This window comes from Streptomyces sp. NPDC028368 (assembly GCF_055565615.1).
On record NZ_JBVHTY010000015.1, the window covers coordinates 63,613 to 84,999 of the forward strand.

18 protein-coding genes and 2 pseudogenes are annotated in these 21,387 nt (G+C 69.9%); 6 read left to right on the forward strand and 14 right to left on the reverse strand.

Features of this window, described 5'->3' with window-relative positions; all coding sequences use genetic code 11:
- Nucleotides 1–2: 2 nt before the first annotated feature.
- The 4 genes from lanL to ACZ4S3_RS29955 all read right to left on the reverse strand — a co-directional run bounded on the left by lanL (nt 3) and on the right by ACZ4S3_RS29955 (nt 4,778).
- The gene (gene lanL / locus ACZ4S3_RS29940) at nt 3–2,702 is read right to left on the reverse strand and encodes a class IV lanthionine synthetase LanL (RefSeq protein WP_467939611.1); all 2,700 of its coding nucleotides are present in this window, start codon (nt 2,700–2,702) and stop codon (nt 3–5) included.
- A gap of 498 nt (nt 2,703–3,200) precedes the next feature.
- Nucleotides 3,201–3,701 (reverse strand): lamin tail domain-containing protein, encoded by a 501-nt coding sequence (locus tag ACZ4S3_RS29945; protein ID WP_467939613.1) that lies wholly within the window; start codon nt 3,699–3,701, stop codon nt 3,201–3,203.
- Nucleotides 3,702–4,167: 466 nt separating this feature from the next.
- Nucleotides 4,168–4,446: a hypothetical protein gene (locus ACZ4S3_RS29950; protein ID WP_467939615.1), complete on the reverse strand. Its 279-nt coding sequence runs from the start codon at nt 4,444–4,446 to the stop codon at nt 4,168–4,170.
- Between the two features lie 176 nt (nt 4,447–4,622).
- Nucleotides 4,623–4,778 (reverse strand): hypothetical protein, encoded by a 156-nt coding sequence (locus ACZ4S3_RS29955; protein ID WP_467939617.1) that lies wholly within the window; start codon nt 4,776–4,778, stop codon nt 4,623–4,625.
- A gap of 67 nt (nt 4,779–4,845) precedes the next feature.
- Here ACZ4S3_RS29955 and ACZ4S3_RS29960 point away from each other — a divergent pair, with 67 nt between their 5' ends.
- Nucleotides 4,846–5,934 carry an MFS transporter gene (locus ACZ4S3_RS29960; RefSeq protein ID WP_467939619.1) on the forward strand — a complete coding sequence of 363 codons (1,089 nt, stop codon included), beginning with the start codon at nt 4,846–4,848 and terminating at the stop codon, nt 5,932–5,934.
- 490 nt (nt 5,935–6,424) lie between these two features.
- Here ACZ4S3_RS29960 and ACZ4S3_RS29965 read toward each other — a convergent pair whose 3' ends face one another.
- The 4 genes and pseudogenes from ACZ4S3_RS29965 to ACZ4S3_RS29980 all read right to left on the reverse strand — a co-directional run bounded on the left by ACZ4S3_RS29965 (nt 6,425) and on the right by ACZ4S3_RS29980 (nt 8,407).
- Nucleotides 6,425–6,775 (reverse strand): hypothetical protein, encoded by a 351-nt coding sequence (locus tag ACZ4S3_RS29965; RefSeq protein WP_467939621.1) that lies wholly within the window; start codon nt 6,773–6,775, stop codon nt 6,425–6,427.
- 143 nt (nt 6,776–6,918) lie between these two features.
- A complete protein-coding gene (locus ACZ4S3_RS29970; protein WP_467939623.1) occupies nt 6,919–7,401 on the reverse strand; it encodes an MOSC domain-containing protein in 483 nt (160 codons plus the stop codon).
- An 83-nt stretch (nt 7,402–7,484) separates the two neighbouring features.
- A pseudogene (locus ACZ4S3_RS29975) lies at nt 7,485–7,634 on the reverse strand (MOSC N-terminal beta barrel domain-containing protein); the annotation flags it as partial.
- Between the two features lie 11 nt (nt 7,635–7,645).
- Nucleotides 7,646–8,407, reverse strand: a complete 762-nt coding sequence (locus ACZ4S3_RS29980; protein WP_467939625.1) for an ankyrin repeat domain-containing protein — start codon at nt 8,405–8,407, stop codon at nt 7,646–7,648.
- Between the two features lie 589 nt (nt 8,408–8,996).
- Between ACZ4S3_RS29980 and ACZ4S3_RS29985 the strand changes: the two genes are divergently transcribed.
- Nucleotides 8,997–9,554, forward strand: a complete 558-nt coding sequence (locus ACZ4S3_RS29985; protein WP_467939627.1) for a hypothetical protein — start codon at nt 8,997–8,999, stop codon at nt 9,552–9,554.
- 302 nt (nt 9,555–9,856) lie between these two features.
- Here ACZ4S3_RS29985 and ACZ4S3_RS29990 read toward each other — a convergent pair whose 3' ends face one another.
- Nucleotides 9,857–10,786, reverse strand: a complete 930-nt coding sequence (locus ACZ4S3_RS29990) for a LysR family transcriptional regulator (RefSeq protein ID WP_467939629.1) — start codon at nt 10,784–10,786, stop codon at nt 9,857–9,859.
- Nucleotides 10,787–10,857: 71 nt separating this feature from the next.
- Here ACZ4S3_RS29990 and ACZ4S3_RS29995 point away from each other — a divergent pair, with 71 nt between their 5' ends.
- A complete protein-coding gene (locus ACZ4S3_RS29995) occupies nt 10,858–11,745 on the forward strand; it encodes an SDR family NAD(P)-dependent oxidoreductase (RefSeq protein WP_467939631.1) in 888 nt (295 codons plus the stop codon).
- 51 nt (nt 11,746–11,796) lie between these two features.
- Entirely contained in the window at nt 11,797–12,726 is a 930-nt protein-coding gene (locus ACZ4S3_RS30000) for an SDR family NAD(P)-dependent oxidoreductase (RefSeq protein ID WP_467939633.1), read from the forward strand.
- A gap of 496 nt (nt 12,727–13,222) precedes the next feature.
- Here ACZ4S3_RS30000 and ACZ4S3_RS30005 read toward each other — a convergent pair whose 3' ends face one another.
- Nucleotides 13,223–15,022, reverse strand: coding sequence for a WD40 repeat domain-containing serine/threonine protein kinase (locus ACZ4S3_RS30005; protein WP_467939635.1), 1,800 nt, complete (start codon nt 15,020–15,022; stop codon nt 13,223–13,225).
- A 273-nt stretch (nt 15,023–15,295) separates the two neighbouring features.
- Between ACZ4S3_RS30005 and ACZ4S3_RS30010 the strand changes: the two are divergent.
- Nucleotides 15,296–15,557, forward strand: a pseudogene (locus ACZ4S3_RS30010) (transposase); the annotation flags it as partial.
- A gap of 128 nt (nt 15,558–15,685) precedes the next feature.
- Here the strand turns inward: ACZ4S3_RS30010 and ACZ4S3_RS30015 are convergent.
- The 4 genes from ACZ4S3_RS30015 to ACZ4S3_RS30030 form a co-directional block, all read right to left on the reverse strand.
- On the reverse strand, nt 15,686–16,897 hold the full coding sequence (locus ACZ4S3_RS30015; protein ID WP_467939885.1) for an RNA polymerase sigma factor: 1,212 nt from the start codon (nt 16,895–16,897) through the stop codon (nt 15,686–15,688).
- 8 nt (nt 16,898–16,905) lie between these two features.
- Nucleotides 16,906–17,313, reverse strand: coding sequence for a YciI family protein (locus ACZ4S3_RS30020; RefSeq protein ID WP_467939637.1), 408 nt, complete (start codon nt 17,311–17,313; stop codon nt 16,906–16,908).
- 285 nt (nt 17,314–17,598) lie between these two features.
- A complete protein-coding gene (locus tag ACZ4S3_RS30025) occupies nt 17,599–18,432 on the reverse strand; it encodes a MerR family transcriptional regulator (RefSeq protein WP_467939639.1) in 834 nt (277 codons plus the stop codon).
- Between the two features lie 23 nt (nt 18,433–18,455).
- On the reverse strand, nt 18,456–19,448 hold the full coding sequence (locus tag ACZ4S3_RS30030; RefSeq protein ID WP_467939641.1) for an alpha/beta fold hydrolase: 993 nt from the start codon (nt 19,446–19,448) through the stop codon (nt 18,456–18,458).
- Between the two features lie 468 nt (nt 19,449–19,916).
- On the opposite strand from ACZ4S3_RS30030, the gene ACZ4S3_RS30035 reads away from it, so the two are divergent.
- Nucleotides 19,917–20,849, forward strand: a complete 933-nt coding sequence (locus ACZ4S3_RS30035) for an aminoglycoside phosphotransferase family protein (RefSeq protein ID WP_467939643.1) — start codon at nt 19,917–19,919, stop codon at nt 20,847–20,849.
- The last annotated feature ends 538 nt before the right edge of the window (nt 20,850–21,387 follow it).

Consider the following 21,387-nt stretch of genomic DNA (forward strand, 5'->3'; position numbering starts at 1 on the left):
GTTCATCTCCCCTTTCCGGGGCTCGGGTGATGCCTGTGGACCGGCCGGTCGACCAGCCACGAACGGGGTCCGCCGTGGCCGAGGCGGAGTAGGAAGTCCAGGACGCCGGCCATGCCGACGCCGTATGCGGCGCAGATCTCGCGGCGCGTGTCGTCCGGGACGAGCAACCTGCCGTGCCGGCGGGCGGCTCGTACCGCGATGCAGGCGGCGAGGTCTTTCGCCCAGGCGCGGTAGCGGTCGTCGCCGGTCGCCGCGTGCAGGTCGAGCAGCAACTCAGCGTTTCCGGCAACGCCATGACAGGAGCCCGGGGCCATACGCCAGCGGTCCTCGTAGACGGCCAATGCCGCTCCTTCGGCAAGGCCGAGCCACTGGTCGTCGCCGGTGGTCTGCCACAGTCGGACCAGGAACGTGCCGATGCCGGATGTGCCGTTGCACCAGAAATTCAGTCCTTGCCGCTCGGCGCGGCCGGGTCCCTTGGGCCAGTACGCGGCGCCTTCGTGCCGGTCGGCGACAGCTTTCAGTACGTGTCCGCCGCCGACCGCGATGTCGACGAGGTCGGGCCGGTCCAGGTCACGGCCCGCTGACAGCGGAAATGCCGCGTTCCCCGCTACGCCGTGGCCGAAGCCGTATAGGGACGAGCCGGCAAGCTCGTCCCGGGCCTCGGGGCCCACCGGCCAGTCCACCCCGCCGCTGGTTTTCAGCAGCCGCAGCATGCCGTCCGCGCACTGGGCGGCGCGCTCGGCGAACCGGCCGTCGCCAGTGGCGTGCCACATGTGGAGTTGGGCCGAACCGGCGCCGGCCAGGCCGTGGCAGACATCCGGATTGTCACCGGTCAGGGGGATGGCCAGGGCGTATGCCGCCGCGCGGTCCGCCAGTGGTTCATCCCCCAGTGTTCGTGCCGCCTCGTACAGGGCCCAGGCGGTGCCGGAGCGCCCGAAGTACAGGCCGGGCAGGACCCGTTCCGGACGGGTCAGCCTGTGGTCGAGCCACCGAGCGGCCGTCCGCAGCGCCGGCTCCGCGCGGCGGTGGCCGCAGCGTACGGCCCGGTCCAGCACGGCGAGAACTCCGGCGGCGCCGAGCTGCACATTGCAGGGATCACTGTCCGGGAGCGAGCGCGGGGCGGGCCACAGATACTCGGCGTTCGGGTCCATCGTCTGCGTGAGGTGGGCCAGCCCGTCCTCCAGCAGTCGGTTGGGCCCGGCCACGGCCGGCGGAGAGGTCGCGCGCCGGCGGGCCGGGGCGGGCTCGGCGGCCAGGAAGCCGGCGGCCTGCGCCGCCGTCCACCGCTCCGGGGCATCTGCGGTGAGCCCGGTGATGAGCGGTGCCAGCGCGCGCAGCGCGGGGAGTGTGGGCGAGGCGGCCGCGACGATCGCCGCGATCCGTTCCCCGGCAGACCGTACGGGCTCGCCGTCCGCTGCGAGGACCGGGCTGATCCCGGAGGTGACATGAAGCAGGGTCGCGCCCAGGCTGAAGCAGTCCGCCTCGAACCCGGGAGCCGGCGCCGGCCCGTCCCTCTCGGTTGCGCCCGAAGCGAGGTACTCGGGTGCGGTGAATCCACGGGTGCCGGCGACAGGAACGCGGCTTCCGGTGCGTACCGCACACTCCAGGTCTACGAGCATGGGCCGGCCCTGCGGCGTCATCACCGCGTTGCCCGGCTTGAAGTCGCGCAGAACCAGGGATTCTGCGTGCACCTCGGTGACGAGGCGGGTGAGCTCGTGGGCGAGCTCCCAGGCGGCGGCCACCGGGATTCGGCCGTCGGCGTCGTGCTTGCGCTCCAGCCTGTCCGCGGTCCACTGCTGCAGACTGCCGCCTGCGATCAGCTCCTCGACGAGGAAGACATGCCCGCCGCTCTCGAACACCTCCCGCACCGCCGGAGCGATACCCCGCGGTGCGAGCAGCGCCAGGACCTCGGCCTCATGACGTAACCAGTCCCGGGCGTCCCGGCCGTCCAGCCCGGCGCCCACATGCGGACGGGCCTCCTTGACCAAAACGTCCTCACTGGTCCGCTCATCGCGGGCCCGGTAGACACCGCCGCGGTTGGAGTGCCTGATCGCCTCCCGGACTCGGTACCGGTCCGCAAGAAGGACAGGGGCGCCACGCTGCCGCGTGGAACGATGCGCAGCGGGCGCGGGCAGCGGGTCGATCGCCCAGGAAGGCGGTGAGAACCAGGGTTTGCGCTCGTCCGTCACGAACGTGCCGTCGGGTGCCTCCAGCCGGCCTTCGTAGAAACCCTCGTCGTTCAGCTCGCGCGGCCGCGCGAAGCAGCCGAAGCGGTAGTGGACCACACTGCCCGGCCGGTACCGGCGATCCGAGAGGATGGCAGGCCCTGGTAAACCTTCGGTTGCCGCATACAACTCCGCGGCAACCGCAGCCATTTGCCCGTCGTCGGCCGGATAGGCCGTGATGAATTTGCCGGACAGAGCCCGCACCGCCCTCAGGGCATTCATCTCGGCGGCCGCCTGCGGGGTAACCGCGAACTTGAACGCGCAGCCGTGCGAGACCAGAACCCGGGCCGCGTTCTCCAGCATCTGCGGCGCGGACAAGGCGGTCGACGACAGATGCAGCTTCCAGCCCTGCCGCCTGCTGACGTGATGCGGGGGTATCGCCATACACCAGGTATCGCTCTTCCGCAGTTGCCAGGATCCGGTAGGACGCGTCCTTGCCAGGACCTGTTCGACGATCAACTGGTAGCTCGACACCACCGGTTGAGCATCCCAGCGTCCGGTCGTCCCGCGCCACAGATGCCCCCCGGAATCACCCCACCGTGTCGGAGCACATCGGGGCACAGGCCCGCGCTCCCCCATCCAAGAAGCACGGCGCCGACGGCCGGGGAACGGTCGGGACCGGGGCCCCTCTTCAAGGACGCCAAACTCGTCTGCTTCATCCCCCGCCACCGCACCGAAGGACGCGACGCCCGCCAAGTCGCCGACGACCTCACCCATCGCCACCCATCGCCGTCAACGAGCACTCCGGCGGAGACACGTGCTCCGGCCCCGGGCGCCCCGGCGCCGGAGACGGTGCTTGCCCCAGAACACCCCCAGGCGCCACCACGCCCCGATGACAGCAGCAGCGACCAGCACCTTCCCCGGGTTCGCGGCTGAAAGTGGCCGCAACACAGCGGTGCGCCGCAGATCCCTGCGGCGCACCGTTTCCAGCCGGTTGGAGCGGCCAGGTCCTACCGACCGGCCAGGCAAGTCAGCCTAGTGGTTGTGGCCGTGGTGGCCGCCGTGGCGGCCCCAGCTCTCGGAGTCGACGATACGACGGTGGTCGTTGCGCAGGGTGGCGGTGTCGCCGTTGTTGTCCCAGACGTAGACGCGACGGTCCTGGTAGAGGTCACGGTAGGTGTCGCGTCCGGTGCCGGTGTGGACGCGGACCTGACTGTGGCCGGCCAGGCGGACGTTGCCGAAGCGGTAGCTGTGGCCGGACTTGTCGGAGAGAGTCCAGCCCTTGATGGTCACCGGCCAGCGGCCGGTGTTCTTCACGGTCACCCACTCGGCGTTCAGGCTCCGGTTGGAACGGTCGTCGCGGCCGGGGCTGTCGTACTGGATCGGCCCGAGCACAACCGCGGAGCGGACGTGGTGATGCGGAGCCGGCACATGATGGCCATGACGGTCAGCCGCGGCGGCCGGGAATGCGGCGGTGGAGGCGAGAGCCGCGGAGCCAAGGACGGCAGCGGCGATACGCGAGGCGTGACGGAACACGAAACCCCTCCAGAAAGCACCCACATCGGGGTGCCGAGAAACCGGATACCCGGCCGGTTTAACCGGGTCCCCACACAGTGACGGCACCTCACGCCTTACCGGTAGAAAACCATTTTGGTGTTACAAAACACGGACATATACACAACCTCACCACGCCAGGCGCGCACTCCCCCGCGCATGCCACCCTCAACGCGACGCCCCCTACACGCACCCAGACACACCAAGGGGCTACCGGCGGTACACCGACAGGACACTGCTCCCGCCGCCGCATCGGCCCAGGCCAACACCCAGTCGCGGGACTGCCCGATATCGACATGCGAATCGCCATCAGCCAGGCCCGTCAGCGGGCGAACCTCCGGGCGTCGTAGCCGGCGTCGACCACGAGCCGGACGGCTCCAGGATCGCCGTCCATGAAGTCGCCCGGTTTCCAGCGCGGCCACGATCGAGTACAGCCGGCCGGGGATCATCAGCTGCTCGCTGTCGCCAATCGCCATACCCGTAGGTGTGGCAAAAGCATCGGTCGGGGCCGTGTCCGCGTCCGGTCCTGGGCCTCGTAGAAGCCGGTCTGCCCGAACAACGGCGGCGGGTCGAAGTCGTCGTCCAGGCCACGGTAAGGGTGGGTTCCGGCAGCGCAGCGCGCGGCCTGCAGGTAGGCCGCCAGCCTCGGATCGGTGGCCGAGGCGGGCGCGGAGTCCGCGCGGGCCGCCTGCCAGATGCCGTTCCAGTCGCGTCTGCGCTCAGCCACCACCGCTTCTTCAGACGGCGCCGATCGCCCGTTGTGAACTCGTCGGGCTCGACCGCGAAGGAGCGGGAGAAGCTGTTACCGGGTCTTTCCAGGCTGCGGACGAGTGCGAGTGCGAGTGCGGCGGCCAGGCTGTCGTCGTACGAGAGGTTGGTGCCGTCCGCGCTGGTCCAACGGCCTTACGGTTCAACGGACATGGCCGACTCCATCACGGGTTGGCCGTCGTCACTCGCCGGCGTACGGGGGCGGGGTGCGGTGACCGGCAGGCCAAGGTCGAGCCGCTTGTCCATCTCCAGCCGGAAGGTGACGCAGGGGTTGATGTTCGACCAGGACACTGCGGCCGGTCCGCGCCGGTCGTCGTCGCGTGTCGGCGCTCGACGTGTTCGCCGCGCTGTCCGTACTGTGCGCCGCCGCACCCGACGTCGGAGCCTGATCGGCGGACGCGCCCTGCTCGGCGCCGCGGGCGCCGGACTCGTACCGGCTTCTCTGGCACTGCTCATGCACCTCAACCCCGACCCAGCGCGTCGCACGCGGGCCATCGGCGCGTGGACCGCGCTAAGAGGCCTGGGAGCCGCCGCCGGTCCAGTGCTCGGCGGCGCACTCGTCGAACTCGGTGGCTGGCGCCTGGTCTTCCTGGTCAATCCGCCTATCGCGCTGGCGGCCCTGCTCCTCGCCCGGCGCTTGCCGGTCCCGCCCCTACGGGCCACGCGCCGTCTGGATCGCCCGGGTCTGGTGCTGTCCACCCTCGGCCTCAGTGTGCTCACCTTCGGTCTGGTCGAGGCGGGTATCGACGGCTGGGGCGCGCCGTCGGCCGTCGTGCCGATCGTCGCAGCGCTGCTCTGCTTCACCGTGCTCGCGCTGGTGGAGCGCCGGGTCGCCTCCCCGGTGCCGCCGCCCGCACTGCTCGCCCTGCCCAAGGTCCGCGCGGCCATGGTGGCGGCGGCAGTGTCGTGCTTCGCCTACTTCGGCGCCATGTACATGTTCGCGGTGTGGCTGCAGCACACGTACGCGCTGACGCCGTTCCGAGCCGGTCTGGCCTCGCTGCCGATTGCCTTCCCGGTCTGCGTCATGCCGTTCTTCACCGGTCGCCTGGTAGCCAGGTTCGGTCGGCGTCCGATCCTGCTGACAGGGATGTCCGCCTCCGTGGCCTCCGGCATTCTGCTGGCCTGCTGCGTCGGCCACCATCCATCCCTTCCGTTGGTGGTCGCGGCCGAGCTGGCCCTGGCCACCACCGGCACCCTCTCCATACCGGGCGCCGCGGCCGCGATGGCCGTCGCCGCTCCACTCGACTACGCCGGCACAAGCCAGGGCGCGCTCAACGGGATCCGGCAGTCCGGCTCTGCGCTCGGCGTCGCGGTGCTCGGCACCCTGGGCTCCCTTACCACCTCGGGATATGTCCTCATCGGCATCGGGCTGCTCGCCGTGCTCCTGGTGGCCAAGGCGACCGCCAAGGCGCACGTCTCACCTCAGATGCCGAGACGCCCACCCTGAGCTTGCGAGGTGGCGGCGATCGGTGGCGGACGAACTGGAGCAGCGGCATCACCCCCGAGCTGCGGCGCGCCGCCCGTGACATGGACCAGGGCGCGCCGCCGTGGCCCGTCACCGGCCGCCCGCCTGCTGTTCAACTCCCCCGCCCCGACCGGACAAGCCTTGAGCAGGGACAGGACGTGTCCCGCGTGAGCCGGAGGGCTCAGCTCCGCCGGCCGAGGTCGCCACGGCGGTGGGCTTCTACGACCAGGCACACCTGAACCGGCAGCATTGCCCGGCACGGCATGCGTCGGCGATGCGTCGCGCAGGGCCGCGGACAGCCCCCGGCGACGGCCGCCATCACTGCCACCTGGGCGCTCGCCTCCAGCCCCATCCGGTGGGCCATGAACGCGATTGACGGCACGTTCCCCAAGTCAACTGAAGGCCGCCCTGGCACTGCCAACCGCACGTACGAAATCCCTCTCACCAAACGAAACGACCTCCTACCCCGCCCTCACACCCACCGCTTGGCCGCTTCGACGCTGTCGCCCCCGCTGGTGTTGAATGCGATCGCGGCCTGTGGCGCATGACGTCGCACCAAGTTCACGACCTGCTCGAAGAACTGCAGAAGAGGCTCCGCCTTGCGGATCCCGCCCCCGATGACGACAACGTCCCAGTCGCGCTCGGACACTGCGGCGACCAGCGTGGACTCGGCCGACTCATCCAACACGAGCAGCGCCATGGAGGCATCGATGGCATGGTCGCCGAAGCGCGCCAGCTCCTGGTCGAGGGCGGCGCACATGGCGTCCCCGTCCATACCGGGCACGGTGTGCGGGTCGATTCCGAGAACGAGAGCAGAAGGCATGCCCAGGGAGACGACCAACCAGCTGTATCAGTTCCCGACGGGCACGAGGTGGACGAGCAGAGGGGTCGCTGAGCGAAGGGGCGGGCGCCCTGGGTAATTGAGTGACGCTCATCGCGGGGAATTACGTGATCAGGGATGGTGGTTCAGGTCATTTCGACGGTTTCCCCGAGTCGTACACGTCCCGGCTGTGCGACCGTGGCCAGGGCGTCCAGCCGCATGTCGTGCTTCTGCGCGATGGCTCGCAGGATAAGCGGGGAGTGCGGCAGGTCCTGCTGGGCCTCGTTGGTCATCACGCATCGCTCGCTGGAACGCTCGAACCGTATGCACAGGACGCCGCCGATCCGGGCGGTGCTGCCGAACCACTTGTCCTCCACGAACGCAGGCGTGTCCGGCGGTGTCCGCACCAGCAGGTTCGGCCGAAACCGGCGCTCGTCGACCGGCACGCCGGGAACGGTCGCGCGGACCCAGTCGAGGGTGGCGGTGGTCAGGACGCTGAGGGGGAGCTGGTCGAAGTGCGAGATCGCACCCTCGCGGGCCACTTCGATGTCGTTCCGGTCCAGGTAGTGCCGCACGTAGGAGGTGGGGTCCGGGACCAGGTCGCCGTCCGGGTCCAGCAGCTCGGGCATCTCCGTGGCTGCTCCCCCGGGTATCGGGACTGCAGCTGCAACAGTCCCGGCATGCGCCGGAACCGGCGCGTGTTCTTGCCCGAACCGAACTTGCCCTCGGGGTCCCGCACGGCGTAGAGCCGGTCGCCGACGAGGCCCCGGGCATCCACGGCGGCCTCGTCCATCAGCTCACCGCCGGTGGACTTGATGGGGTACCGCCAGATCCGCTCGATCGTGCCGAGCACCGTGCCCATATGCCCGTCCCTCACGCGAGTTGCTTGTCAGTCAGCAGGTCCACGATGGCGGCGTGGCCTGTCTCCTTCTCCCGATACGCTCCACCTGAATCTGGCGAGCTGACGCTGAGCACGATCAGCTCGGTGCCTTCGGGCCGGGTGCTGCGGGAGACCTCGCAAGTGTCGTCCGGCCCGGCTTCCACCTGCTTGCGCAGCTCAGTCTCGATGTCCTTGCCGCACCACGCGCGGGCCAGGTCCAGCGCCGTGCGGCCCTGCCCATCGGTGCGGCGGGCGTCGGCGCCGTGGCGCAGCAAGCTCCGCACAATGCCTGTCGCTCCGAACTCGGCCGCGGCCATCAGCGGAGTGCGGTGGCGGTTGCCGGCATCGGGATCGGCGTTCGCCTCCAACAGGAGCCGGACGGTCTCGTGGTGACCACCGGTGGCCGCCCACAACAGAGCGGTGTAGCCGGCGCCGTCGTCCTCCCTGAGATTGGGATCCGCGCCGTGGGAGAGCAGTTCACGCACCGCCGCGCTGTGGCCCCAGCAGGCCGCAGCACACAGCGGCAGCCCTTGGGTCCCGGGCTCTCCCCGGCTCTCCGCGTCGGCTGAGGCGCCTGCTTCCAGGAGCAGGCGCACGATGTCTGCCGCTCCCGACACCGCGGCCAGGTACACCGGGGTCTCGCCGTTGGCACTCGCCGCGGACGGGGCGGCCCCTCTGCGCAGGAGCTTCTCCACCCGCTCAGTCCTCTCTTCGTATATGGCGCAGATGAGCCGATCAGTCAGCGATTTGGCCACGCTGGCCCCCCTCTTTGTGCACGCTGCTTGGGTGCTGGACGATGTCCCCGCTGCCCACGATGCAAGGCTGTATGTATCTCTAAGTATCTCTTCAGTCTGACACCGCTCCATCGCCCGCTTGTCAGACCTAAAGACACACCTGCATCCGACTCAGGGAGTACGGGGTGCCCGAAAGTTGGCGGGAGTGGCCGCCGCCGTGCGGTGGCGACGGTGCCCTTCTTACTGGCCGCCGCCCTCCACCACTCGCACCCAATGCGAGAAAACCGCATCGGATGGGCGTTGAGGGCGAATCTGCAGCCCATCCAGCCAAGCCGCGGCAGCGGCAGCGGCAGCGGCAGCGGCAGCGGCAGCGGCAGCGGCAGCGGCAGCGGCAGCGGCAGCGGCAGCGGGGGGAAGGTACGCCATCACTGACGCGTGTTCCTGGTGCACGGTGGCGTTCCGGAATCCAGGACGATCTTTCTGGAGCGATGCCGAGGAAGCTGAGCAGGCCACGATCCTGCGCGGCTCTGCCTGCCCTGCAAGTATGGGGAGCCTGACTGGCGGGGAGGCCCTGGAGGGGATGTCAGTGCCTCGTGCTATCCAGGCTTGTATGACGGATACGACGTACTCCGAATTGCTGGGAACTATCGATGAGTTCGCTGGAAGGCTGGACCTGCATGAGCAGGTGGCCTGCCTTTACGGCCTGATCGCTCCCCTGCTCGACCGCGTTGAGCAGGAGGACGAAGAATTGAGCGATGAGCCCGTGCTCTCGACCGCGGATGCCGTGCGGGGAGTCCGCAAAGCTGCTGCCGGCGAGCTGACCGACGTCGATGCGGTCCATGAGCAGCTGACCGAAGTGGGTCTGTGCTACTCCGAGGACCAGGACCCGGAGCGGCACATTGTGTCCCAGTCGGCCTACGTGTCGGCGGCCTGGCTGCGCTTGCTGACAGGGCGGAAACTGCGTGCCACGAGATACCTTGAGGGCGACGACGAGGATCTGCTCCCGCTGTTCGCTCCGTCGACGTTCACGCAGATTGTCGACCTTCTGGCTTGGACTCGATCGGGCCAGATGTATTGCCACTGGGAAGACGCCACAACCGCTCCCGAGTACGATCTTCCGGCCGCGACACGCGAGCTTCAGGTGATGCACCTGAACCTCACCACCTGACTTCCCGCCACAGCTCGGCGTAGCGGGCCCGTACGGCCAGGACCGTGCGAACAATCACGTGGATGCAGCGGATCAGCGACGAGTGCGGCAGTCTGTCTCTCGGAAGGGCCTCGCACAACGTGCGGGTTCCGAGGGGACTTTTGCGAGCGGGGGCCAGGAGCGGAATCGACGCTACGGCTGATCGCTGTGCCGGTGTCCCAGGCCGGTCTTCCGCGTCTTCGCCGCCTGGTGGAGTCCCTCCGCGAGCTGATCGCCCAAGGCACCCCGGAGGGCCTGGCCACCACACGACCGGCGGCCGTGCGTCACGGATTCGGGACGGTGTCGGTGCCGAGGGCCGCGGCCCGCAACGCGGCCGCGAGGCGGACGACGGGTTCGGTCGGCGGCTGGGGAAGCCGGGCCAGGAGCAGGCGCCGCAGCTCCTGGGGTCCGCCGCGCACCGGCAGAATGCGCACGCCGGGCGGCGCGGCGGGGGCGAGCGCGGAGGACACGGTGGTCAGGCCGCAGCCCGCGGCCACGAGATGCAGTTTCGCCAGCCAGTCCCGGGCCGTGTGCACGATCTCGGGCCGCTCGTCCAGACCCGGCCACACCCCCATGAGCCGGTCCGCGCCGGACGACGAACCGGCGATCCACCGCTGTCCGCGCAGGTCGGCCACGTCGACAAACTCTCCCCGGGCCAGCGGGTGCGCCGCGGGCAGAGCCAAGCAGAGGGCACGCTCCGTGAGCGTCTGCAGCGCCAGCGGGGGCGACTCGGTGTCGGGTGCACGAAACGGCGGCGCCGACGCCAGCAGGGCGAGATCGATGCTGCCCGCCCGCAGGGCGCGCACCAGCGCCGGGGTGCCCCCTTCGCGGCTGACCACGTGCAGGCCGGGATCGCTGCGCCGCAGCGCGGCGAGGGCGTGCGGCACCAGGGTCGCGCCGGCGCTGGGGACCCAGCCCAGGCGCACGGTTCCACCCTGCTCGGGCAGGCCGGACAGTTCGCGGGCGGTCGCGTCGATCTCGTCGAGCACGACCGTCGCGCGGCGCATGACGACCCGCCCGGCCGCGGTCAGCCGTACGCCGTCGCGCCGTCGCTCCAGCAACTCGGCGCCCGCGACCCGCTCGATCGAGGCGATCTGCCGGGACACCGCTGACTGCGTGTACCCCAGCGACGCCGCGGCCGCGGTGAAGGTCCCGTGCTCGGCCACCGCGCGGAACACCCGCAGCGCGGTCAGCGACACATCCGTGAAGTCCATGACGTTTGCGCATACTACTCGTGCGCAAGTTTCGTTGGACTCATGGACGGGGCGTTCCTACCGTTGCAGGCATGAACGCTCCCCGCATCGCCCTCGTCACAGGCGCCAACCAGGGCCTCGGCCGAGCCCTCGTCGAAGGCCTCGCGGCCCGCATGGGAACGGACGACCTGGTCCTGCTCACCGGACGCAGCGAGCGGCGCGTCACCGATGCCGCCCGCGAGGTGGCGCAGCTGCCCGGCACCCGCGCCCAGGTGCGGGGCCGGGTCCTGGACGTCACCGACACCGATGCGATCGGCCGGCTCGCCGACGAACTGCAGGCCCAGTACGGCGGAGTCGACGTGGTGATCTCCAACGCCGTCGCCCGCCTGATGCCGGATGAGTCGCAGGTCGCGCGCGCCGACGAGTTCATCGACGTGTCCAACACCGCCACCCACGCGGTCCTGCGCTCCTTCGACCCGGTCCTGCGCCCCGGCGGCCGGCTGCTCGTGGTGGCCAGCAGTCTGGGTACCCTCGGCCACCTCGACTCCCGGGTGCGCCACCTGTTCGACGGCGCGAGTCTCGACCAGGTCGAGTACGCCGTCGAGTCCTGGCGCACCGCCCTGCACAACAACACTGCAGAAGAGGCGGGTTGGCCGCGCTGGCTGAACGTGCCCTCGAAGGTGGCTCAGGTTGCCGCCGTGCGCGCGGTCGCCGCCGCACGCCGCGAGCGCTACCTCGCGACCTACACCCTGATCGCCTCCGTCTGCCCCGGCATGGTCGACACCGCGACCTCCCGGCCGTGGTTCAGCGACTACAGCCAGGCCCAGTCGCCGTCCGAGGCGGCCCGGGCCGTGCTCGACGTCGTGTTTGCCGAGCACGTCGACCCCGCCCTGTACGGCGAGTTGATCCGCTTCGGCAAGGCCCTGGACTGGCACGGCGGCACACCCCCGGTGGAACAGGACCGCATGCTCACCCCCTGAGCAGACCCCCGCCCCGGCCTCAACTCGCAGCAAAGCACGAGGAGTTCACGCATGTCCCTCATCACCACGCATTACGGTTTCTCCAGCACGGCCGCGCAGGTCGCGCAGGGCATCGACCTCACCGGCCGCCGCGCGCTGGTCACCGGCGCCGCCTCCGGTCTCGGCGCGGAGACGGCCCGCGTCCTGGCCGGTACGGGGGCGGCCATCACCCTGGCCGTCCGCGACGTGGCGGCCGGCGAGCGCGTCGCCAAGGACATCGCCGAAGCGACCGGCAACCAGGACGTGCATGTCGCCCACCTGGACCTCGCCGATCCGGCGTCCGTCACCGCGTTCACCACGGCCTGGCAGGGCCCGCTGCATGTCCTGGTGAACAACGCCGGCGTCATGGCCTGCCCCGAGCAGTTCACCGAACAGGGCTGGGAGTGGCAGTTCGCCACCAACCACCTGGGCCATTTCGCGCTCGCCACGGGCCTGCACGACGCGCTCGCCGCCGACGGCGCCGCCCGCATCGTCGTCGTCAGCTCCACCGGTCACCAGCAGTCCCCGGTCGTGTGGGACGACGTCCACTTCGCCTTCCGCCGCTACGACCCGTGGCTCGCCTACGGCCAGTCCAAGACCGCCAACGTCCTGTTCGCGGTGGAGGCCACCCGCCGCTGGGCCGACGACAACATCACCGCCAACGCCCTGATGCCCGGCGCCATCTACACCAACCTCCAACGCCACACCGGCGGCCGCGGCAGCGGCAAGGTCCCGGCCGAGTTCATCAAGACGGTCGAGCAGGGCGCCGCCACCTCCGTACTCCTCGCCACCTCACCCCTGCTGGACGGCGTCGGCGGCCGGTACTTCGTCGACTGCAATGAGACCGAGACCGTCGACCGCCGCACCGGCACCCTGCACGGCGTGGCCCGCTACGCCGTGGCCCCGGACAACGCCCGGCGCCTGTGGACGCTCTCGGAGGAGCTGCTCGCGAACGCCGGCTGAACCACCCGGCCGCTGGACCAGCCGTCCACGTCGGCGGGTGAATGACAGGTCCGTTGGGGCAGTCCCCTGGCGTGGCTTGCGGCGCCCGGCAGGTGGCTCCATGAGCATGTGTCCATGGACGAAGAGGTGTTCGTTGGACGCGTGTCCGGGCCCGTGCATCCGCCCGGAACCATCGTGACAGTGGCCGGTACCGGCAAGTCGCGGCCGCACCAGGAGCGGAGGCCGGAAGACAGAGGGACCGGGAAGACGATTGACACCCCGGCCGTGCTGGCGCGCGAGCGGCACCCGTCATTGTCGCAGCCGTCATTTGCCCGAGCTGATAGGCGAGTCCAGGGTAGGTGGTTGTCAGCGAGCGCCAGCCGTCAAATGGTCGTCGTCCCCTCAGTGGCGCTTCCCCGCTACGACCCCGTGACCGCAACCTGGTGATCACTGTCGAGTATGTTCGGGCCGGACTGCACCTCGCAGGCATCCTCATCCGCTCCGCGAACGGCACCCTCTACGGGATGCGCACGTTCCATAGGCGGATCACCCGGTCCCGCCCACCGCTGGCCAGGGTTCGGCCGTCGGGGCTGAAGGCCATGCAGTACACCGGGCCGGCGTGCCCGTTCAGAGCGAGGAGTTGGTCGCCCGTGACTGTGTCCCACAGGCAGATCACACCGTCAGGGGCGCCGCTGGCCAGCGTACGGCCGTCGGGGGTGAAGGCCACAGCCGTCGAGCCTTCTGGCTGCCCCTCCAACACCCGCAAGTCCTCGCCGGTGCGGGCGTCTTTCAGACGCACGGTGGTGTCGCCACAGGCCGACGCCAGAACGCTACCGTCCGGGCTGAACTCAAGGCTGGTGTAAGGGGTCCGGCCGGAGACCTTCCAGCGGAGCCGGCCCGTTGGAACGTGCCAGAGGCGCGTGGTCTTGGCGTCGCCGCCGCCGACGATATTGCGTCCGTCCGGGCTGAACGCCACCGATGTCACCCAGCCTCCGGACCACTTCATCACATGGCCGGGTGCACCGGTGTGCGCGTCCCACAGGCGGATCGCGCCGTCACTGCCGCCGGTCGCAAGGGTGCTGTCGTCGGGGCTGAATGCGACGCAGGCGACCGACGTGGCCCATCCCGGATACTTCAGCGTCAGGCGCTGGTCGCCCGTGTGCGCGTCCCACAGTCGCATGAACTTGCCGCACCCCGTGGCGAGCGTGCTGCCGTCGTGGCTGAAGGCGACGGCCGCTCGGAGGTTGCTGCCCATGGGAAGGGGGTTGCGTGGTTCCCCGCTGTCCACGTCCCAGAGCCGTACGAATGTGTCCCATCCCCCGGTGGCGAGTGTGCGGCCGTCGGGGCTGAACTCCAGAAAGTAGACCTCGCTCCGGTGGCCGGACAGGGTGCGGTACTGCTCACCGTGGACGGCCTGTCTGCCAGGGCGTTGCCGGGCGGTCGGCTCGGCGGACGCGGGACCGAACACGGCCGGCGGCTCACCACCGGGGGCATGATCGGTCATCCCGGACAGTTGGTCGGCCACGGCCGGCGCGTCCGGACGCTCCGCGGGGTCCTTGGCCAGCAGCGCCGAGACCAGGTCCGTGAGCTGCTCCGGCAGATCGGGCCGTAGCTCGCGCAGCGGTGCCGGGACCTCTTCCAGGTGCTGGTGCATCACGGCGAACACAGACCCCTCGGCGGAGAACGGAGGGTGCCCCGCAAGAAGCTCGTACAGGACGCAGCCCAGTGAGTACATGTCGGTGCGGGCGTCGATGTCTCTCCCGCGCCATTGCTCGGGTGACATGTACAGCGGCGTGCCGAGAATGCCCCCGGCCGTGGTCAGCGCCACCGAGGCGTTCGCCGAGCGGGCGATCCCGAAGTCGCAGATCTTCAGGTGATCGCCCGGCTGCACGAAGAGGTTCCCCGGTTTGAGATCACGATGGACAACCCCGGACCGGTGCGCGGCCTCCAGAGCCCCGGCGGCCTGCCGGACGAGGTTCAGCACCCGCCCGACCGGCAAGGTTCCCGGGTGGTCGGCCAGCATCCGGGCCAGATCGCGACCACGCAGCAGTTCCATGACGATGAACAGGAACTCGTCGTGCTCTCCGGCGTCGTGCACCACGGTGATCCCGGGATGCTGGAGCCCGGCAAGAGTGGACGCCTCCCGCTGAAAACGCCGCACCGCCGCCGAACCGACAAGAGACGGCATCACCTTGACGGCCACATCGCGTCGCAGCACCGAAGAGTCGCGCCCCAGCCAGACCTCGCCCATGCCGCCGCGGCCGAGCAGTTCCTGCAACTGGTAACGGCCCGCAAGCGTCAGACCGGACAGCTCCATCCCTACCCCCGTCGACGCTCTGCCACAGACGCCGCAACAGTCGCTCATCGCCGTGGCTCACGCTACAACTCCCCCAAGATTCCCCGATGTTCCTCGCGGGATTCGTACCGGCCTTCCCCGGATTCTTTGCCGCATTCGTGCCGGCGCCGCCCGTCCGAACCTCTGGATCCAAGCGTCACGCTGTGGCGCGGTTACAAGGGCTTACGCAATGAGGTGGAGCGGTCCTGGTCACCGTGTCCGGCGCGGGAGTTGAGCGTTCGATCCGGTGGGGGGATGCCGCCGTGGATCGTGTCGGATGAGCTGTGGGATCGCCTTGAGCCGCTGCTGCCACTGCCGCTGCTGCCGCCACTGCCGCCGCAGCGTGAGCGGCGCTTCCGCTATCCGGGCCGCAAGCCGTTGTCTGACCGTGATGTGCTGTGCGGGATCTTGTACGTGCTGCATACCGGGTATCCGGTGGGAGCACCTGCCGCAGGAGCTGGGCTTCGGCTCAAGCATGACCTGCCGGCGCGGGCTGCGGGACTGGAACGAGGCCGGTCGTCGCCGCTGGGCCTCCCCGCCGGCAACGCGTCGTGCAGCTGCTCTCGGCCCGCCTCCTCACTGTGAGGCGACCGCTCTGGCCACGGGGCCGCGCCAAACGCTGCGGGAAAATCCGAGCGCGACCCGTCAGCTACACCCGCGGGCGTTGAGCCGGGCGGCCTGGCGGGTCAGGTGGTCGCGCTCGGCGAGGTTGGGTGCCTTTCGGGCCGCTTCGGCGTACAGCCGTGCCGCCGCCGCCAGGTCGCCGTCGCGCTCGTGGAGGTACGCCGCCACCGCGGCGTGGCGGGGTAGTGAGTCGTCCAGTGCCGCGAGCGCCGCCAGGCCGGCGCGCGGTCCGTCGGCCTCGCCCACGGCCACCGCGCGGTTGAGCCGGACGACCGGGCTGTCGGTCAGGCGCGCGAGCTCGTCGTACCACTCGACGATCTGCACCCAGTCGGTCTCCTCAGCGGTGGGCGCGTCAGCGTGGAGTGCCGCGATGGCGGCCTGGGCCTGGAACTCGCCCAGCCGGTCGCGAGCGAGGGCCGCCTGCAGGATCTCGACGCCCTCAGCGATCGACGCAGTGTCCCACTGGCCGCGGTCCTGCTCGGCGAGCGGCACCAGGCTGCCGTCGGGCGCGGTCCGGGCGGCGCGCCGGGCGTGGTGGAGCAGCATGAGGGCGAGCAGCCCCGCCACCTCGGGATGGTCGATCGCTGCCGCGAGCTGCCGGGTGAGCCGGATGGCCTCGGCGGCGAGGTCGACGTCGCCGGAGTAGCCCTCGTTGAAGACCAGGTAGAGGACGCGCAGCACGGTGGCGACGTCGCCGTGCTGGTCGAACCTTCCCCGAGCTCTCGGCTTCTCCCCCAGCCTTCGGCCGGGAGGTGCCCCCAGAGCAGGGGAGACCCCAACGCCGGCGACGGTGCGCTTGGCCCGGCTGATGCGCTGCGCCATGGTCGCCTCGGGTACCAGGTAGGCCTGGGCGATCTGGCGGGTGGTGAGCCCGCCGACGGCGCGCAGCGTGAGCGCGACCGCGGACGACGGCGTCAGCGACGGGTGGGCGCACAGGAAGTAGAGCTGGAGCGTGTCGTCCACCGCGGGCGCGGGTCCGGGTGCCGGTTCGTCGTCGACGAGGTCCTCACGCCGCCGCCGGGCGGCGTCCGACCGGGTGGCGTCGAGGAACTTGCGCCAGGCCACGGTGACCAGCCAGCCCTTCGGGTCCCGCGGAGGGTCGGCCGGCCAGACGCGAACCGCCTCGACCAGCGCGTCCTGTACGGCGTCCTCGGCCGCCGCGAAGTCGGCTCCGCGGCGGACGAGGACAGCGAGCACGCTCGGCGTCAGGCTCCGGATCAGGGCCTCGTTCATCGACGAGGTCATTCCATGATGGTGTGCTGCGAGCCCATGAACGGGCGCAGCTCGAGCCACTCGTGGATCGGCTTCCCGCCCGCCCCGGGGGCGGCCGACAGCTCCCCGGCCAGCTCGACGGCGCGCTCGTAGCTGTCGACGTCGATCACCATCCAGCCGGCGATGAGGTCCTTGGTCTCGGCGAACGGGCCATCGGTGACCGGCGGGCGCCCCTCACCGTCGTACCGGACCCAGGTCCCCTCGGGGGCGAGCGCCTGACCGTCGACGAACTCGCCGGTCCCCTCGAGCCGGGCCGCGAAGTCGTTCATGTACTGCACGTGGGCCGAGATCTCCTCCGGCGTCCACTGGTCCATGGGCACGTCGTTGTTCGCAGCCGGGGCGCCGCGGTAGTGCTTGAGCAGCAAGTACTTGGCCATCGTGGTTCTCCTCGGTACTGGTGCGACCCATTCTGGCCGCGTTCACTACGGGGACGGAGCCAGTCACGGGTTCTCGACATCGCCGTCCAAATCTTTTTTGGGTCGCGTAGAGGGACCTGGGTGAGCCGTCTCTCCGTGTCCGCGTCCACGGCGTAGCGCGGGGGCGAGACGGAGTGGGCCTTCCAGGATCAGCAGCGACCAGGCAACTGAATCAAGAGAAGGCCTCGCGTGCGTCACGGTACGTGTGGTCCCGGCGCGTCGTGGTGAGGATGCCTCCGCCCGCCGTCACCGCTCACGCCGGGAACGCTGCACCACAGTGTCTTCCTGCCGTGTTCCGGCCGCACCCCGTGTGGGATCCACGCGCTCAAGCTTGGTCCAGCCCGTCCAGCCTCGCTTCTTCAGCAGCTCGATCAGTCGACGGGCCGGCGGCGCGGAGTCGAACGCCAAGGTGTCCATCAGCTTGACGAACGGTGGCTCGATGTCGGCATCGTCTACGTAGTCCTCGCCCTGCTCGTCGGCCATCTGCGTGATGTAGGCGGCCAGTTTGTCGGCCAGCTCGCCCAGCATTGGGTCGTCGTCGGTGCGGTCGAGTGCCTGGCCCAGGGTGAGATAGAAGTCGATGAGCTGCGGGTCGGCGATCTGCTCTCGCTTGCGTGCCATCCATTCCGGGACTCGCTCGGGTGAGTGCGCGGCCAGCGGGATCCAGCCGTCGCGTTCGACCTGGACGATCCGCTCGTCGACCCCGAGCGCCCGCAGTCGGTCGAGGAACTCGACCACCTCCTGGGGCAGGGCCAGGTTGTCCCCGGCGGCGAGGCGCGCGATCCGCTCGCGGTGCCGCTGCCGCGCCCGGATCTCCGCCCGCAGCTGCTTGTCGATGTCTGCGACCGCCGCGGCGAACTTCTCCTCGTCGGCCTGTAGTAGCTCCCGCACGCGCGTCAGCGGGACCCCGGCCTCGGCGAGGGTCCGGATCTTGATCAGCTCGACCACGGCGCCGGCGCCGTACCTCCGATAGCCGGAGTGGTCCCGCTCCGGCTCCGGCAGCAGCCCCTTGGCGTGATAGTGCCGCACCGCGCGCACCGTGACTCCGGCGTACGACGCCAGCTCGCCGATGGTCAGCATCGGACCAGTCTCCTGGGAGTTGTTCAAGAAATCGGCCTGCCGGCTGGGTGATGTGCGCTCCGGATGATCTCCGCGATGTCCGGGGCGTGGGTGAAGACCAGCCGGTGATCGGCGTCGAGCCAGGACGTGGAGATGTGCGGCCGCTCGCGGACGAGTCGCTCGATGCCGGCGTGCCAGAGCTGGTTGTGCCGCGGTGCACGCCCTTCGTCGCTGTCGCCGGCGATCGAGGTCGACATGATCATGCTGATGGGGCGGTCGATCTTCCGGTACCGGTCGAGGATTCCGGACCGGACCACATCGATCTCGAGGTTCAGGTCGTGGATGTCCTGTGCGGTGAGCGACACCTGACGCGCAGTGCCCCTGGCCCGCTCGGCCTCTTGCTGGGTCGCCAGGTCCTCCGCCATCGTGCGGAATTCCGCCAGGTCAGCGTCGGTGATGAACGGTTCGGGCAACGGGTTCGCCCCGTCGATGAGGACAAGCCCGGCGACGGCGTCAGGGCACTCGGAGGCGTAGTGCACGACCAGGTCCGCGCCCAGCGAGTAGCCCACGAGTACGGGCGCCTCGGGCAGGTCGAGGCGGCGCAGCTCCGCCAGCACGGCAACGAAATCGCCGAGGAACGCCTCGAAGGAGTACCGGTCGGCGGCCGAGGCCAGGCCATGGCCCCTGAGGTCGAAGGTCACCACGTCGTGGTCGCGCCGCAGCAGCTCGGTCAGGTCGCGCAGGTCGGCCTGCGTCGAGTTCAGGCCGGGGCACAGGACCAGCGGCCGTCCCCGGCCACCGCGGGATACCGGGATCGTGACGCCGTCGTGGTGGACCGTGAAGTGCCGCATCGTCCTGTCGCCTCTCTCTATCCGCTCCCCGTCGTCGCCTCTCTCGATCCGCTCCCCTTCGTCGCCAGTCGGCATGTCGGTGATCGTCCGTTGGTGAGGTCTCTGGTCGACTCCGCCGACTACCTCATGGTCGCCGTACGCCTTGCGCAGTCCGGCGACCTCGATCGCACTGGTTCTCGTGGTCATGCCGACCATGCTGAGAGGTTGCCCCTGCGTCAGGGTCAACCGTCGCGGCGACATGATCTCCGCACACCCACAGCCGCCGGCCTCGGCCCCCAGACCGGCCGCGGCTGACTGTCGTACGAGCGCGCCGAGCACCTCCACGTCCACCTTCCTCGCGTGCTCAATACGCGCACTCGAGCGCAATCCGCGACCGCACAGCCGACGCCGGAGCCGTCGAGCGCCGACGCACCCACCCCTCAAGCACAGTCCGCTGGGCATCAGTTACCGACAACTGCGGAATCCTGGGTCCAGGACGAGTCACACAAGTCACGTACAACCAAATACAACCAACTACAACCATCGATGAATCTCCGACTCAGATCACTAGACTCCAGCCGCAGATCGTGATCTTCATGGTGGGAGGTCTGCCAGGCGGCGGTGGCTGTCGGCTTGGGCTGGGTGGTTGCGGCGGCCGGTGCGTATGGTGCCGGGATGACCGCGATGCCAGAGGAGTTCACACGGAGCACCATCGAGCGCGAGGGGGAGGCCGGAGCGGCGTGGCTCGTCGAACTGCCCGGGATCGTGGCGGAGTTGCGGGGACGCTGGGGGTGCGTGCCGGATGGCGAGGTCATGCACGGGGGCGTTGGCCTCATCGTCCCGGTGCGGCGGCGGGCAGAGGAAACCGCTGTGCTGAAGGTGTCGTTTCCACATCCCGGCAACGTCCATGAGCCGGACGCATTGGCGGCGTGGGCCGGGTGTGGCGCCGTCCTGCTGCATGAGCGCGATGACGAGCGGTTCGCGATGCTGCTGGAGCGGGCTCAGACATCGACTCTGGCGGAGGTTGAGGACGGCGACGAGGTGGTGGCAGTCGCCGGGCGGCTCAATCGCCGCCTGGCCATCCCCGCACCGCCCGGCCTGCCCCGGCTACGAGAGCAGGCCGACGCCTGGGAGGAGCAGATACGCGAGGACGCCGAGGAACTGGCACATACGCTGTCGCGCCATGTGCTGGATGCCGCCCTGGCGACCGTCCGGGAACTGGGCCGCCTCCAGCCGGACACCCTCATCCATGGCGACCTCCATGCCCGGAACATCCTGCGCGCCGGCCGCGAGCCGTGGTTGGCTGTCGACCCCAAGGGGTACGCAGGAGACCCCGCCTACGACGGCGGCACACTGCTCAAGTCACGTGCGCTGACGCTCCTCGAAGCGGACGACCTGCGCAAGGCTGTCCACCGCGTACTGGACGTCTTCGCCGACTCCGCAGAACTCGACCGCGAGCGCGTCCAGCGTTGGGCCCAATTCCATGCCATCCAGGCTGCGTTCTGGGGCCGCCGCCACGGCTTCCGTATCTCCCGCGGCGGAGCACGACGGGACTGGCTCACCGAATTCGCCGACCGCCTGGCGGAGTTGCTCACAGAACGTTCGTAGCTCGTGATTTTGGTGGCCGGGTCCGGTGGGCAGACGAGTGCGGCCACCGTTGATCATCGTGAGTCGTATGGACTGACGAGGCAGACGAGGCAGACGAGGCAATGGTGGCCGCAGGTCACCGCATAGATCCCGCCCGATGGCTGGAGGCGTTCGAGGAGGCCGTGGGCCGGATCGCGGGACGGTTCGCCCGGTTACCGGGAGTTGTCCGTTCCGCGCTCGTGGACGTGCGCCCCGGACCGCTGCCAGGCAGCAGGACTCAGCAAGGACACCCTCACCGGCTTCGTGACCAGGCCGGAACTGGCCCGCACGATGACCGGACGGCTCCTGGGCGCCTGACATCACAGGGGCTGGGGCACCGGGGATGAGGTCTACGACAGCGGCCCCAAGAGCATGATGCCGTCGAAAACTCCGCGCTGCCGAAACCGGCAGACCGCGCGAAGTCGCACAGGAGACACCAGGGCCACGCACCCTGGTACTCACCGAGTCAGGCCAGTTGCTGGACGGGATGCCACCCGACTTCACCGCTCCCGCCGAACGA

Excerpts from the sequence above, each read along its gene's own strand:
- ACZ4S3_RS29965 (WP_467939621.1), bottom strand. The coding sequence starts at position 6,775 with ATGCCTTCTGCTCTCGTTCTCGGAATCGACCCGCACACCGTGCCCGGT.
- ACZ4S3_RS29970 (WP_467939623.1), bottom strand. The coding sequence starts at position 7,401 with ATGCCCGAGCTGCTGGACCCGGACGGCGACCTGGTCCCGGACCCCACC.
- ACZ4S3_RS29985 (WP_467939627.1), top strand. The coding sequence starts at position 8,997 with ATGACGGATACGACGTACTCCGAATTGCTGGGAACTATCGATGAGTTC.
- ACZ4S3_RS29990 (WP_467939629.1), bottom strand. The coding sequence starts at position 10,786 with ATGGACTTCACGGATGTGTCGCTGACCGCGCTGCGGGTGTTCCGCGCG.
- ACZ4S3_RS29995 (WP_467939631.1), top strand. The coding sequence starts at position 10,858 with ATGAACGCTCCCCGCATCGCCCTCGTCACAGGCGCCAACCAGGGCCTC.
- ACZ4S3_RS30000 (WP_467939633.1), top strand. The coding sequence starts at position 11,797 with ATGTCCCTCATCACCACGCATTACGGTTTCTCCAGCACGGCCGCGCAG.
- ACZ4S3_RS30005 (WP_467939635.1), bottom strand. The coding sequence starts at position 15,022 with ATGGAGCTGTCCGGTCTGACGCTTGCGGGCCGTTACCAGTTGCAGGAA.
- ACZ4S3_RS30015 (WP_467939885.1), bottom strand. The coding sequence starts at position 16,897 with ATGAACGAGGCCCTGATCCGGAGCCTGACGCCGAGCGTGCTCGCTGTC.
- ACZ4S3_RS30020 (WP_467939637.1), bottom strand. The coding sequence starts at position 17,313 with ATGGCCAAGTACTTGCTGCTCAAGCACTACCGCGGCGCCCCGGCTGCG.
- ACZ4S3_RS30025 (WP_467939639.1), bottom strand. The coding sequence starts at position 18,432 with ATGCTGACCATCGGCGAGCTGGCGTCGTACGCCGGAGTCACGGTGCGC.
- ACZ4S3_RS30030 (WP_467939641.1), bottom strand. The coding sequence starts at position 19,448 with ATGACCACGAGAACCAGTGCGATCGAGGTCGCCGGACTGCGCAAGGCG.
- ACZ4S3_RS30035 (WP_467939643.1), top strand. The coding sequence starts at position 19,917 with ATGACCGCGATGCCAGAGGAGTTCACACGGAGCACCATCGAGCGCGAG.